Consider the following 13,331-nt stretch of genomic DNA (forward strand, 5'->3'; position numbering starts at 1 on the left):
GTTGGACGAAAGATCGCAGCCTTCGCCGGCCCCGGCAAACGAAGAATCTTCAGGACTTCATTCTGCCAGGGACTGATCCACCAGCTCGATCCAGTGTCGTACGGGCGTGCGACCGGCGCCGTCGAGGTGGTTCTGGCAGCCGATGTTGGCCGTGACAATCAGCTCCGGCTGGCCGCTTTCCAGCGCGTTGAGGCGGTTGTCGCGCAACTGCCGCGCCAGGGCCGGCTGGGTCAGCGAATAGGTGCCGGCCGAGCCGCAACACAAATGGCCGTCGGGCACCTCGGTGAGGTTGAAACCCAACCGCGTCAATAGCGCTTCGATGCTGCCGCCGAGTTTCTGTGCGTGTTGCAAGGTGCAGGGGCAATGCACGGCAATGCGCTGGTTCCTGGCCGCGCAGATCTGTTCCAGCGGTTCCTTGCCGAGTACCTGCACCAGGTCCAGTGCTCGTTCACTCACCTGTCTGGCCTTGGCGGCGTAGGCGGGGTCATGTTCCAGCAGATGCCCGTAGTCCTTGATGAATGCGCCGCAGCCGCTGGCCGTCTGGACGATGGCTTCAGCGCCGTTCTCCAGGTGCGGCCACCAAGCGTCGATGTTACGTCGGGCACGGTCCAGGCCGGTGGCTTGGGCATCGAGGTGATAATCCAGCGCACCGCAGCAGCCGGCCTCTGCACAGGGGATTACGCTGATGCCAAGCCGATCCAGTACCCGCGCTGCCGAGGTGTTGGTGTTGGGCGAGAGGCCTGGTTGCACGCACCCTTCGAGCATCAACACCGTACGCCCATGTCGAAGCGATGGGCGCTCGCTGCGGGCAGGGGAAGGGCGGGGCAACTTGGCGCTCAGGTTCGCCGACAACAACGGACGGAAAACCACGCCAAGGCGCAGCAGGGCCTTGAATCGTTCCGGGCTGGCGGCCAGGCTTCGCAGGCCCAGGCGCAGTGCGCGTTGGCCAGCGGGGCGCGGTACGGCCTGATCGACCACTGCCCGGCCGATGTCCAGCAGGTTGTGGTAATCCACGCCGGACGGGCAGGTGGTTTCGCAATTGCGACACGACAGGCAGCGATCCAGGTGCAACTGGGTGCTGGCTGTCGCCGGCTGGCCTTCAAGCACCTGCTTGATCAGGTAGATGCGGCCTCGCGGGCCGTCCAGCTCATCGCCGAGCAATTGGTAGGTGGGGCAGGTGGCATTGCAGAAACCGCAATGCACGCAACTGCGCAGGATCCGTTCGGCTTCTTCGGCGCGGGGCAGATTTTTGCTTTCCTCACTGAACCGAGTCTGCATGCTAGATCTCCGGGTACATCCGGCCAGGGTTGAACAGCCCGAGCGGGTCGAGCTGGGCCTTCAACTGCCGGTGATAGCGCAGCAGCGCCGGAGCCAGTGGCTGGAACGGTGTATCGCTGGCACCCTGACGATAGCAGGTGGCATGGCCGCCCACTTCATGGGCCAGGGCTTGCACCGTGTCGGCCTCGGTTTTCAACCAGCGCTGCGCGCCACCCCAATCGATCAATTGCGCGCCGGGCAGGGCGAGCGGGCCGGTATGGTTGGGCAACGACAGGCGCCACAGTGGCAAGCCCTCATCGAAGAATGCCAGCCGATGCTCATTGAGTGCCGTCCAGTATCGATCGTCGATCACCTCGCCCCCGAAACGTTGATGAGCGGCGCTGACCGAGCCTTCGCCCCCCTCCAGGCGCAGGTGCAGGCAGTCGCCGTCATGGCTGGCGGCGCTGATGGGCAACGGTTGTCGACCCCATTCGGCGAGTTTCTGCAGCGCTTCGGTGCTGTCCAGTTCCAGGCGGATGCTCAGGCTGTGACGTGGCTTGGGCAGGACCTTCAAGGACACTTCGGTGATCACCCCCAGGCAACCGAAACTGCCGGCCAGCAGGCGCGAGAGATCATAGCCGGCGACATTTTTCATCACCTCGCCGCCGAAACGCAGCAACGTGCCGTGACCACTGATCAGGCGCGTGCCGAGGACGAAGTCGCGCACCGAACCGGCCCACGGGCGACGTGGCCCCGATAGTCCGGCAGCGACCATGCCGCCGACCGTGGCGTCGTCGCCGAACGCCGGCGGTTCGCAGGGCAGCCGCTGTCCGGCGGCGTCGAGGGCGGCGAGCAGTTCCCGCAATGGGGTACCGGCACGGGCCGTGACCACCAACTCGGTCGGGTCGTAGTGGACGATGCCACGATGCACGCGGGTATCCAGCACTTCGCCGGCCACTTCGCGCCCCAGGAAGGCCTTGCTGTTCGAACCCTGGATGCGCAGTGGCGTGGTATTGGCCCGTGCGCGATTGATCTGTTCGAGTAGCAGGTCGCTGGCGTCCTGGTCGGCTTCGCGGCTCATCAGAAACGCTCCAGTTCAGGAAATGGCAACTGCCCGCCATGGATGTGCATGGCACCGAACTCGGCGCAGCGGTGCAGGGTGGGAATGTTCTTGCCGGGGTTGAGCAGGCCTTGGGGGTCGAACGCCGCTTTTACCGCGTGGAACAGGTTCAGTTCGTCGCTGTTGAATTGCGTGCACATCTGATTGATTTTTTCCCGGCCAACCCCGTGTTCGCCGGTGATGCTGCCGCCCACCTGGACACACAATTCGAGGATTTTCCCGCCCAGGGTTTCGGCGCGCTCCAGTTCGCCGGGCTGGTTGGCATCGAACAGGATCAGTGGGTGCATGTTGCCGTCACCGGCATGAAAGACATTGGCCACCCGCAGGCCATGCTCGGCACCGAGGCTGGCGATGCGCTGCAGTACCTCGGGCAAGGCCCGGCGCGGGATGGTGCCGTCCATGCAGTAATAGTCCGGCGCCAGGCGACCGACCGCCGGGAAGGCGTTCTTGCGCCCGGCCCAGAACCGCAACCGCTCGGCCTCGTCCCGCGCCTGGCGCACCTCGGTGGCGCCGGCCTGCTCCAACACCTGGCGGACCCGTTCGCAGTCGTCATGGACGTCGGCCTCGACGCCGTCCAATTCGCACAGCAGGATCGCTTCGGCGTCCACCGGGTAACCGGCATGGATGAAGTCCTCGGCGGCGCGGATCGCCAGGTTGTCCATCATTTCCAGGCCGCCGGGAATAATGCCGGCGGCGATGATGTCGGCCACCGCCCGCCCGGCCTTGTCCACCGAGTCGAAACTGGCCAGCAGCACCTTGGCGACCTGGGGCCGGGGCAACAGCTTGACCGTCACTTCGGTGATCACCCCGAGCAAGCCTTCGGAGCCGGTGAACAGCGCCAGCAGGTCCAGGCCCGGTGAATCCAGGGCCTCGCTGCCCAGGGTCAGGCGTTCGCCTTCGATGGTGAGGATCTCCAGCTGCAACAGGTTGTGCACCGTCAGACCGTATTTGAGGCAGTGCACGCCTCCGGCGTTTTCCGCGACATTGCCGCCGATGGAACAGGCGATCTGCGACGAAGGATCTGGTGCGTAATACAGCCCGAACGGCGCCGCCGCCTGGGAGATCGCCAGGTTGCGTACACCCGGCTGAAGCCTCGCGGTGCGGGCGTCGGGGTCAATGTGCAGGATCTGGTTGAACCGCGCCATCACCAGCAACACGCCGCTCGCCAGGGGCAAGGCGCCGCCGGATAGACCAGTTCCGGCGCCCCGGGCGACCACCGGGACGTTCTGCCCATGGCAGAGCTTGAGCAGCGCTTGCACCTGCTCGACACGCCTGGGCAGCACCACCAGCATCGGCGTGGTGCGATAGGCTGACAAGCCGTCGCATTCGTAGGGCTTGAGGTCTTCCTCTCGATGCAGGATGTCCAGGTCTGGAATCTGTGCCTGCAAGGCTTGAAGCAGGGCTTGCTTGTCCACCTTCGGCAAGGGACCGTCGAGGTGTTCGTCGTAGAGGATGTTCATGAAAATCGATACCCCTCAGTTGCCACGAATCCCGGTGGGAGCGAGCTTGCTCGCGATGGCGGTGTGTCAGCTTGAATCAGTGTTGGATGTATCGCCGCTATCGCGAGCAAGCTCGCTCCCACATGATTTACATTGCCGTCATTGCCCCAAGCCCTTGAGAAAATCCCGGTACAGCGCGGCGGTTTTCCCCGGTCGTTCGACCATGGGCATATGGCCGATGCCGTCCCAGATCTCCACCCGCAGGTCGGCGATGCCCTTGCTCCACACCGGCACGCTGCTCACGTCGATCAGCCGGTCCTTGCGGCCCCAGAGCAGCAAGGATGGCGCGCGGATGTCGGCCAGGCGCGGCTCCATCGGCGGGCTGGCGCGAAAGTCGACGAAGATCTCCGCCAGTTCATCGCGGCGCTGTTCGTAACGTTCGGCCAACGCCGCCAGCACCACGCTGGGTACCCAGGGTGGGGAGGCCATGGTCATGGCGTAGAATGGCGCGAAATCATCCCGTGAGTCGACGAGGAACGGGTTATGCCCGGCGGCCAGGTGGCGCTCCATGTCGCTGGCCTGGGGAGCGGTGACGCCGGCCGGATCGATCAGCGCCAAGGTCAGTACGCGCTCGGGCGAAGTGGCCGCCAGCCAGGCGGCGAGGTAACCGCCCATGGAATTGCCGACCACATGGACCTTGTCCAGGCCACAGGCGTCGAGCAACTCGATCACCCGTCGGGCCTGGGTCGGGATGTCATAGCCGCCGCCGGCCTTGAAGCCGGTTTCGCCATGGCCGGCCAGGTCGGGCACCACCACCCGGTAGTCGCCGACAAAATGCCGGGCAAAACGCAGCCACAGATTCTTGTCGGCGCTGTAGCCATGCAGCATCAGGATGCTGCCGGACGCTTCATATGGCCCGCCTTGCCAGGTCGACACGGTCATCTCACTGATGGGGACGGTGATCTTGTGCAACCGGTAGAGCCGTGCCTCCAGCGCCGTGCCCATGTCGTACAGCACATGACCTATGCCTGGATACGTCAACCAGCTCCAGGCGATAAACACGGCAAGGACTACCCACAACACCAGCATGTTTTGCCCTCCATGGGTCAGGACAGAATGTGTTAAGTGAAGCTGAAACCCGGGCATATCGCGATGACAGGGCCGCTTTTGCTTTGATACCAACCATGACAGCCGCCTGATGAGTCATGTATAGCCAAGATCTGTGGCAGGGCGGGGCATTTGAAGAAGAATAAATACCCCTTCATTCACGGATGTCTATTGGGTGCTGCCCTGATAGACGCCAGGCAACCCCGCTGACCTGGGAAGCTCGCGATGCAGAGGTTTCCAGGCAAAGCCACTTGCAGCCACGGGGCTGAGATGGCCACCTGCTGTCTAGAGCCTTGGGTCATTGTCGGGTAGGGTGCCTGTGGCACTCTTTCGATACGGAACAAGGATGAAATCATGACGATGACCGCTCTTCGCACTCGCCTGGCCGTCAGTCTCGGCCTGAGCCTGGCCCTTGGCGCCTTCGCCCCCATGGCCTTTGCGCAGCCCCACCAGCAAGTCCTGGCCGATGCCGAGCAATACAAGGGCGAAGCCCTGAAGCTGTTGGAACGGCTGGTGAATATCGACTCCGGCTCCGGGTATGTACCGGGGCTGAGCCAGGTCGGTGACATTGCCATCGACGAATTGAAGAAGCTGGGCGCCACCATCGAGAAGGTGCCGAATTCGGACGGTACCCAGCACATCCTGGCGACCCTCAAGGGCACCGGCAAGGCGAAGATCCTGCTGATGGCCCACATGGACACGGTGTTCAAGGAAGGCTCGGCCGCCGAGCGTCCGTTCCACATCAAGGACGGTCGCGCCTATGGGCCGGGGGTGATGGACGACAAGGGCGGCATCGTCGCCGGTATCTACGCGTTGAAGATCCTCAAGAACCTCGACTTCAAGAATTACGCGCAGATCACCTTCCTGCTGGATGCCAGCGAAGAAACCGGCTCGGACGTGGCCACCGACCTGATCAAGAAAACCGCCAAGGCCCATGACGTGACCCTCAACCTGGAACCGGGTCGCCCGGCTGATGGCTTGGTGGTTTGGCGCAAGGGCAGTGCCACCGCGCTGGTGGAGGTCAAGGGCAAGGCGTCCCACGCCGGTGTCGCGCCGGAACTGGGGCGTAATGCGGCGATGGAAGCCGCGCACCAGATCCTGCAGCTGGGCAAGCTCGGCGACGCGGAAAAGAAAACCACCATCAACTTCACCGTGCTCCAGGCTGGCGACCGGACCAACGTGATCCCCGACCGGGCCAGCGCCAAGGCTGACGTGCGGGCGGCGGTGCCGGAGGAGTTCGACCGCATCGAAAAAGACCTGGCGCGGGTGTCGCAGGACAAATTGATCGCCGACACCGAAGTCACCACCAGCCTCAAACGCGGCCTGCCACCGATGCCGCAGACGGCGGAGTCGGATCGATTGATGGCCATGGCCCAAGGGATCTATGGCGAACTGGGGCGCAAACTCACCGAAGAAGGCAGCGGCGGCGCGGCGGATGCCAGCTTGTCGGCCGGGGTGGGTACGCCGACGCTGGATGGTTTTGGCATTGTCGGTGGCAACATCCATACGCCGGAGGAATACGCGGAGGTTGAGAGCGTGGTGCCAAGGATTTATCTGTTGTCGCGGATGATCATGGAGTTGGCGGGGCGCTAATAGTCAACCAGGCGCAAACCGTCGGGGCAAAGGCAAACCTGTTGTGGGAGCAAGGCTTGCCCGCGATGAAGGCAATGCGGTTTCCTGAGGAACCGAGGCGCCTGCATCGCGAGCAAGCTTTGCTCCCACAGGCCTCTGGTGTGCTCCAGAGGCGGTGAGTCGGTTAGCGCGGGTCGATGTTATCCAGTGCCCGGTTCGCCAGCAATCCGCTCAGTTCGATCAACTGCTGGATGCCCAGGGCAATGTGGCGCCTCGGGCCTTCCAGGTCGAAGGCCAGATTGCTGACCATGGCATTGGCCGAGGCCAGGTTTTCACTGAGATTGGCGAGCAGGGATTCGGTGTCGACGCCGTTGACGACCGTGAAGAGTTGGCTTGGATCAGGCTCGGGTTTGTCGGGTTTGTCGGGTTTGGGTTTGAGGTAGTAGTCGAGGGCGCGGTCAGCGGCTTCGTCGAATTCTTTTGAGTTGTGGGTCGTTGGATCGGAATCCGGCGGGTTGGGTGTTGCTTTGAACATAGTTGAAGCTCCGATGCATTTGAAAAGGAGCCATCACCTGCTCGCTACCAAACGAATTGGGTGGTGGCCATACGAAGGTTGGTAGACCGGGCATCGGAGCCGGCGCCTCCGAAGAGACCCTGCGCATGGCCACCAAAAAAAGCGAAGTGCATGACTGCACTTGCAGAGGGTGACGCTATGCACCGACAACCCGGGCTACCAAACCCGATCGCTGATTCGTCAGCGACCGGAAAACGATAGAGCCGGACCTCCAGGCGCACAAGCCGGCGGATTCTGGCGTAGTTGTAGGCAATGGCGCAAGGCGACTTGGCTTGTTCCTACATCGAAGTTAGCGGGATAAACAACAAGCTATTGTGGCGAGGGGATTTATCCCCGCTGGGCTGCGAAGCAGCCCTAAAACCTGACAGTGAGGTATCTCAGATAGATTGCGTAGCGCCTTTGGGGGCTGCTTCGCAGCCCAACGGGGATAAATCCCCTCGCCACAAAAAGCGGGTTCGTCTTTTGATGGCGGCGTTGCTAGTAAACCCAAACCTCCACCCGCCGATTCCTGATCCGCCCTCCATCTTCATTATTGGCCGCCACCGGCATCAGCGCGCCGAAGCCGCGCACTTCGCGCAGGGTCACGCCGTACTTGACCAGTTCACGTCGCACCGCCATGGCCCGCAGTTTGGATAAAAAGATCCGCCCGTGCCGGGTCGTCCTTGGCGTCACCGAAACCCACCAGCGTCACGCGCCGCTCGGTCTTGCCGTGCTTCTGGATATAGTCGAGCACCCGGCCCAGATCCTGATGAGCCTTGTTGTCGAGGTTGGCACTGCCTTCTTCGAAGCGAAAATTCACGCTCAGGCGTTGGGCATGACGACTCAGGGCCTGGTAACCCTCGGGCATCAGTGCATTGGGGGTGACGGCCATGGCCTGGACGGTCTGGGCGATGAACCCATTGGCCGCAACGATGGCCTGGCCCTGGTCGCTTTGGGTGAACTCGACCAGCGCCGTGGCCCAGGGGTTGGTTTCCCGAGGGGGCAGGTAGAAGAACAGCCGGCGGGACAAGGGATAGTCTTCGGTGGCGATCAGGTGGTTCAACGGCAACATGGGTTGCGAGTCGCCGTCGACAATCGCCAGCGCCTTGGCCTGGCGTATGTAGGGCAGACCGATGAAACCGATGCCTTGCGGGTCCTGGCTGACCGCGTCGGACAACTGTTCGCTGGATTCGAAGCGCCGCGCTGAAAGATCCAGCCGTTTTCCCTGGCGGCTGAGCACCAGTTCCTTGAAGGTATCGTAGGTGCCGGATTGTTCATCGCGGGCATACAGATGAATCGGCCCGCCAGTGCCGCCCACTGCCTCCCAGGTTTTCGCCTCGCCACTGAATATCCGTGCCAGTTGCAGGGTATCGAGCTGACGTAGCGGGTTCTGCGGATGAAGGATGATCGCCAGGCCGTCGATGGCAATGACCTGCTCGGCGGTAGGACTTTTCAGATCGCCGAGGGACGCGAGTTCCTTCAGCTCGCTGTCCTTGATCGGGCGGGACGAGGCGGCCAGGTCGGCGCTGGCCTGCCTGAGGGCAGCGAACCCGGTGCTGGAGCCGTGGGCGGCAATGTCGATCTCGACCCGTCGGCCATCGGTGGTCTGGCCGACGATTCGTTGTTCGTTGTCCCGGCCGGTGATTTCGCTACTGACCCTGCGCAGCCCCTGATCCTCCATCAAACCCCTGACCAGCGCCGGTCCCAGCGCCGCACCGATGGTATTGGAGCCCTGGAGGCGCAGGGCCGGGCCGGACGCAGGAAGGGGCAGGCCAGGCGCGGGCTCACGCTCGGCGCAGAACGCCAACGGCAGCCACAACGCCATTATCCAGACCACGCACAGCCGCATGCCGCCACCTTCAGATCCCAGGGAAGTGCCGGGAGAATAAGTCAGGCAGATGACTCAACGATGACAGGGTGGTTGCGCTAGGCCTCGCTCGCCGCCAGCCCGGCCACCAGGCATTCGATCAAGGCGCGCACGCGCCGGGGCTGGACGCGGGCGGTCGGGTAGACGATCTGCAGCAGCGTGTTGCCGGCGGTGAAGTCCGGGAGCAATTCCACCAGCCGTCCGCTCTTGAGATCGTCGCGTACGTCCCAGATCGACTTGAGGCTGATGCCATGTCCCTCCAGGCACCATTGCCGCACCAGGCCGCCGTCGTTGGCGATTCGCCGGCCCTGGACCATCACCCGATGCACCTCGCCGTCCCGGCTGAATGTCCATTCCCGCGCGGTGTTGATGCCCAGGCGCATCACCAGGCATTCGTGCCGGGCCAGTTCGCAGGGATGCGTTGGCGTGCCATGTCGCGCCAGGTAAGTGGGGGCGGCACAGACCACGCGACGATTCTCTCCCAAGGGCCTGGCCCGCAGTGAGCTATCGGCCAGGGCACCGTAGCGAATGGCGAAATCGAACCCCTGGCTGACCAGGTCCACATAGCCATCGCCCAGGTTCAGATCGAGGCTGACATCGGGGTGCTCGTCGAGAAAGCGCGACAGGATCGGCTCGATGTACTGGCGGCCCAGGTCTTGCGGGGCACTCAGGCGAATCGGCCCGCTGAGGGCCTGGGTACCGGTGCGGATGCTGCTGTGCAACTCGCCGGCCTCGGCCAGCAAGCGCCGGGCGCCTTCGACCAGAATCCTGCCTTCGTCGGTCAGGCTGATCGCCCGCGTGGTGCGATTGAGCAGGCTGGCACCGTAATAGGTTTCCAGGAGGGCAAGCCGCTCCGAGACCGAGGCCGGGGACAACCCTACCTCTCGACCGGCAGCAGACAAGCCACCTTTTTCAACGATGAGCAGAAAGAGCTCGAGATTCTTCAGGAACATTGTTCGGAGGTTCCGAAATGTATTTTCGTAAGTTGATCAATTATCAGGAAAGCCCGCAAGGCATACCTTAGCGCCTCAGACGATCACACCGCAGCGTTTTCCAGGAGTTCTGCCATGGCCATCCCCGAAGCAGCCGATGTCACTCACAATCCCGAACGCAGGACTTTCCTGGCCCAGGCAAGTGCTGGCGCGGCGCTGTTGGCCGTAGGCGACCTGCTGACGACGGGCTCGGCGCAGGCTGGCGTCTTGGCAAAAGCCGCCGGCGTTTCCAAGGGGGGCTTCTGGCCGGGCGACACGCGCTTGGTCATTTCGATTTCCATGCAATTCGAAGCGGGCGGACAGCCGCCTAAAGGCACTGACAGTCCGTTTCCCGCGGTCGACTTCCCGGACAGTGTGCCTAGCGATCCGGCAACCAATACCTGGTTTGCCTACGGCTATCGGGAAGGCATCCCACGCTTGCTGGATCTGTGGGACCGCCATGGCGTCAAGGTCACCTCCCACATGATCGGCGAAGCGGCGCGGCGCCAACCGGCCCTGGCACGGGAGATCGTCACTCGCGGTCACGAGGCGGCCGGTCACGGGCCGCGCTGGAGTTCGCAATTTGCAATGAGTCGGGACGAGGAACGCACGTTCCTGCGCCAGGCCGCGCAGATGGTCCAGGAGGTCACCGGGCAGCCAGTCACCGGCTACAACTGCAACTGGCTGCGCCGGGGACCCAATACCCTGGGGTTGTTGCAAGAGTTGGGCTACCTCTATCACATCGATGACGTCAGCCGCGATGAACCCTTCATCGAAGCGGTCAACGGCAAGGATTTCGTCGTGGTCCCCTACACGTTGCGCAACAACGACATCGTGCTGATCGAAGGCCGGCATTACTCGCCCCAGGTTTTCCTGGAGCAAGTGAAGCTCGATTTCGACCAGCTCTACGAAGAAGCCGGCACGCGGCGACGAATGATGTCCATCAGTGCCCACGACCGCATCAGCGGCACGCCCCAAATGGTGCGGGTCTGGGATGAGTTCCTGCGTTACGCCAAAAGCCATCCGGGCGTGGCGTTCATGCGCAAGGACGACATTGCCCGCTACACCCTTGCCAGCCCGCTGTCCTTGCGGGAGTCCGAAACCCTCTGAAACCTGTTCCATAACCCCGGGCCGCACGGTGTTGTCCGGCCCTTGATCGACCCGAAGGAATCCACCATGTCGTTCTCATCCCTTGCCATGCCCGGCGGCCTGCGCCTGGCCGGTTTTTTCCTGAGCCTGGGCCTGTCGCTGGGGGCTTCGGCCGCCACCGATGCGCTCGTGCAACCTCAAAGCCTGATTGTCGACCGCAGCCTGTCCGAGCAGCAGGCGACATCGATGATCCTGGCGGCGCGGCGCTATGACACGTTCTGGCACACCGGCGACGAAGCGCTGGCCCGCGAAGCCCTGGCGCCGGGCTTCGTCGACAAGACCCCGCCCGCCGGGCGCAAGCAGGGCCCGGAAGGCCCGTTGCTGGCGTCGCGGGCTTTCCGCACTGCCGTGCCGGATCTCAGCTGCGTCGTGGAGCAGATGCTGGTGGCGGGGGATCGGGTGGTGGTGCACCTGCGCTTTCGCGGGCATTTCACCGGGACCTTCGACCAGCTCAAGGGCCAGGGCCAGCCGGTGGAGTTCATTGCGACGGATATCTACCAGGTCGACCAGGGCAAGATCGTCGCCAACTGGCACATCGAGGACAACCTGACCCTGTTCAAGCAACTGGGTACGCTGTGACAGGACGGCTCGCCATTGCGGCGAGCCGTTTCTTGCCGGTCAGCTCAACTGCAGCCAGATCGGCGCGTGGTCCGACGGTTTTTCCATGCCCCGCAGCTCATAGTCCACCCCGGCGTCCTTGACCCGTGGCAGCAGGCCGTGGGAGGTGAGGATCAGGTCGATGCGCAGGCCGCGCTTGGGCTCGTCTTCGAACCCGCGGCTGCGGTAGTCGAACCAGCTGAAGCGGTCGGTGACGTCCGGGTTCAGGTGGCGGAAGCTGTCCACCAGGCCCCAGTTTTTCAGGCGGGCCATCCACTCGCGTTCTTCCGGCAGGAAGCTGCATTTGCCGGTTTTCAGCCAGCGCTTCATGTTGTCCGGGCCGATGCCGATGTCGCAGTCTTCCGGGGAAATGTTCACGTCACCCATCACCACCAGCGGCTGATCGTTGCTGAAGCGGCTTTCCAGCAGTTGCTGCAAATCGCTGTAGAAACGCTCCTTGGCCGGGAATTTGGTCGGGTGGTCGCGGCTTTCACCTTGTGGGAAATAACCGTTCATGATGGTTACCGGTACGCCGTTGGCATCGGCGAAGGTGCCCCAGATGAAGCGCCGCTGGGCGTCCTCGTCGTCGCCCTCGAAGCCTTTGTACAGGCTCAGCGGCGCCTGGCGGGAGAGCAGGGCGACGCCGTAGTGGCCTTTTTGTCCGTGGTAATGCACGTGGTAACCCAGGGCCTGGATTTCGGCCAGGGGGAACTGTTCGTCGTGGACCTTGGTTTCCTGCAGCCCGATCACATCCGGCTGGTGCTTCTCGATCAGCGCCGCCAGCTGATGGGGACGGGCGCGCAGCCCGTTGATGTTGAAGGAGACGATCTTCATGGTCGGCTGTCCTGGCAAAACTGCGATGCTAGCTGACATGTGGGAAGGGAGCCAGCGTGGCAGTAGGACAAATGCGCTGCTAATGTCCTGTGGGTGTAGGAACGATCGCAACCCAATCGGGTTCGTACTCAATAAGAGCTGGGCCTCACCGAGCCTCGCCCCAGGAGATCCAACGCCATGCCTGAAACCGCCATCGCCGACGTCCATATGCTCGACAGTGGTTATTCCCGTGAAGCCCGTTCGTTGTTGTACCAGGCCTATCGCCATGAGCCGACCTTCAGCTACCTGTTCGAATCCGAGCGTCCAGGTTATGAACAGCGGGTCCGGGCCACGGTGCGTGAGTTGGTCAAGCAGCATTTTCTCCAGGACCTGCCGGCCATTGGCCTGCTGGTCAACGACCGCCTGATCGGCATCGCCCTGATCGCCCCGCCGCAGCGGCGCCTGGGCATCACCGAAAGTTGGGCCTGGCGTCTGCGCATGGTCTTGAGCACCGGTTTTCGCTGCACCCGACGCTACTTGGAATACCATGCGGCGGTGTTGGCCTGCCTGCCTTCGGATGCAGTGCATGTACTGCCGCTACTGGGGGTGCACCCACAGTTCCAGGGCAAACATTTCGGTGAACAGTTGCTCGAGGCAGTCCATAACTGGTGTGCGGTGGACGAGCATTCCCAAGGCGTGGTGCTGGACACCGGCAACCCGCGTTACCTTGAGTTCTATAAGCGCCAGGGTTACGAGGAAATTGGTGAAGTTGCTGTAGGACCGATCCGCGAGCATGTGTTCTTTCACGCCAACCCGCAGGTTCTGCAAAGCGCAACGGCATAGTCGGCCGAACTTTTGCGAAATGTCCGGCTCTATCAGGCACCTA

11 protein-coding genes and 1 pseudogene are annotated in these 13,331 nt (G+C 63.0%); 4 read left to right on the forward strand and 8 right to left on the reverse strand.

Annotated elements, in window-relative coordinates:
• Positions 1–57 precede the first annotated feature (57 nt).
• The 4 genes from glcF to GN234_RS28395 form a co-directional block, all read right to left on the reverse strand.
• Positions 58–1,278 (reverse strand): glycolate oxidase subunit GlcF, encoded by a 1,221-nt coding sequence (gene glcF / locus GN234_RS28380; RefSeq protein ID WP_176689416.1) that lies wholly within the window; start codon positions 1,276–1,278, stop codon positions 58–60.
• 1 nt (position 1,279) lies between these two features.
• Positions 1,280–2,338, reverse strand: a complete 1,059-nt coding sequence (glcE, locus tag GN234_RS28385) for a glycolate oxidase subunit GlcE (RefSeq protein WP_176689417.1) — start codon at positions 2,336–2,338, stop codon at positions 1,280–1,282.
• Positions 2,338–3,837 (reverse strand): glycolate oxidase subunit GlcD, encoded by a 1,500-nt coding sequence (gene glcD / locus GN234_RS28390; RefSeq protein WP_109754662.1) that lies wholly within the window; start codon positions 3,835–3,837, stop codon positions 2,338–2,340. The genes glcE and glcD overlap by 1 nt, the downstream gene beginning before the upstream one ends.
• 138 nt (positions 3,838–3,975) lie before the next feature.
• Complete coding sequence (locus GN234_RS28395) at positions 3,976–4,905, reverse strand: alpha/beta fold hydrolase (protein ID WP_109754663.1); 930 nt, start codon at positions 4,903–4,905, stop codon at positions 3,976–3,978.
• Positions 4,906–5,277: 372 nt separating this feature from the next.
• On the opposite strand from GN234_RS28395, the gene GN234_RS28400 reads away from it, so the two are divergent.
• Complete coding sequence (locus tag GN234_RS28400) at positions 5,278–6,516, forward strand: M20/M25/M40 family metallo-hydrolase (protein ID WP_176689418.1); 1,239 nt, start codon at positions 5,278–5,280, stop codon at positions 6,514–6,516.
• A gap of 163 nt (positions 6,517–6,679) precedes the next feature.
• Here GN234_RS28400 and GN234_RS28405 read toward each other — a convergent pair whose 3' ends face one another.
• From GN234_RS28405 to GN234_RS28415, 3 genes and pseudogenes are all read right to left on the reverse strand, one after another.
• A complete protein-coding gene (locus GN234_RS28405; RefSeq protein ID WP_176689419.1) occupies positions 6,680–7,030 on the reverse strand; it encodes a DUF6124 family protein in 351 nt (116 codons plus the stop codon).
• Positions 7,031–7,546: 516 nt separating this feature from the next.
• Positions 7,547–8,873 (reverse strand): annotated as a pseudogene (locus GN234_RS28410) (substrate-binding domain-containing protein).
• Between the two features lie 101 nt (positions 8,874–8,974).
• Positions 8,975–9,868, reverse strand: coding sequence for a LysR family transcriptional regulator (locus GN234_RS28415; protein WP_116832946.1), 894 nt, complete (start codon positions 9,866–9,868; stop codon positions 8,975–8,977).
• 114 nt (positions 9,869–9,982) lie between these two features.
• Here GN234_RS28415 and GN234_RS28420 point away from each other — a divergent pair, with 114 nt between their 5' ends.
• Together GN234_RS28420 and GN234_RS28425 are read left to right on the forward strand one after the other, a co-directional pair.
• Entirely contained in the window at positions 9,983–10,996 is a 1,014-nt protein-coding gene (locus tag GN234_RS28420) for a polysaccharide deacetylase family protein (protein WP_176689420.1), read from the forward strand.
• Between the two features lie 66 nt (positions 10,997–11,062).
• Positions 11,063–11,614, forward strand: coding sequence for an ester cyclase (locus GN234_RS28425; protein ID WP_163857817.1), 552 nt, complete (start codon positions 11,063–11,065; stop codon positions 11,612–11,614).
• A gap of 39 nt (positions 11,615–11,653) precedes the next feature.
• On the opposite strand, the gene xthA is transcribed toward GN234_RS28425, so the two are convergent.
• Positions 11,654–12,466, reverse strand: a complete 813-nt coding sequence (gene xthA / locus GN234_RS28430; protein ID WP_109754667.1) for an exodeoxyribonuclease III — start codon at positions 12,464–12,466, stop codon at positions 11,654–11,656.
• Positions 12,467–12,643: 177 nt separating this feature from the next.
• Here xthA and GN234_RS28435 point away from each other — a divergent pair, with 177 nt between their 5' ends.
• Positions 12,644–13,288 carry a GNAT family N-acetyltransferase gene (locus GN234_RS28435; protein WP_109754668.1) on the forward strand — a complete coding sequence of 215 codons (645 nt, stop codon included), beginning with the start codon at positions 12,644–12,646 and terminating at the stop codon, positions 13,286–13,288.
• The last annotated feature ends 43 nt before the right edge of the window (positions 13,289–13,331 follow it).

The organism is Pseudomonas bijieensis (assembly GCF_013347965.1).
GTDB lineage: Bacteria > Pseudomonadota > Gammaproteobacteria > Pseudomonadales > Pseudomonadaceae > Aquipseudomonas > Aquipseudomonas bijieensis.

Bases quoted from the DNA above. Each gene is read 5' to 3' on its own strand.
- glcF (WP_176689416.1), bottom strand. From the start codon at position 1,278: ATGCAGACTCGGTTCAGTGAGGAAAGCAAAAATCTGCCCCGCGCCGAA.
- glcE (WP_176689417.1), bottom strand. From the start codon at position 2,338: ATGAGCCGCGAAGCCGACCAGGACGCCAGCGACCTGCTACTCGAACAG.
- glcD (WP_109754662.1), bottom strand. From the start codon at position 3,837: ATGAACATCCTCTACGACGAACACCTCGACGGTCCCTTGCCGAAGGTG.
- GN234_RS28395 (WP_109754663.1), bottom strand. From the start codon at position 4,905: ATGCTGGTGTTGTGGGTAGTCCTTGCCGTGTTTATCGCCTGGAGCTGG.
- GN234_RS28400 (WP_176689418.1), top strand. From the start codon at position 5,278: ATGACGATGACCGCTCTTCGCACTCGCCTGGCCGTCAGTCTCGGCCTG.
- GN234_RS28405 (WP_176689419.1), bottom strand. From the start codon at position 7,030: ATGTTCAAAGCAACACCCAACCCGCCGGATTCCGATCCAACGACCCAC.
- GN234_RS28415 (WP_116832946.1), bottom strand. From the start codon at position 9,868: ATGTTCCTGAAGAATCTCGAGCTCTTTCTGCTCATCGTTGAAAAAGGT.
- GN234_RS28420 (WP_176689420.1), top strand. From the start codon at position 9,983: ATGGCCATCCCCGAAGCAGCCGATGTCACTCACAATCCCGAACGCAGG.
- GN234_RS28425 (WP_163857817.1), top strand. From the start codon at position 11,063: ATGTCGTTCTCATCCCTTGCCATGCCCGGCGGCCTGCGCCTGGCCGGT.
- xthA (WP_109754667.1), bottom strand. From the start codon at position 12,466: ATGAAGATCGTCTCCTTCAACATCAACGGGCTGCGCGCCCGTCCCCAT.
- GN234_RS28435 (WP_109754668.1), top strand. From the start codon at position 12,644: ATGCCTGAAACCGCCATCGCCGACGTCCATATGCTCGACAGTGGTTAT.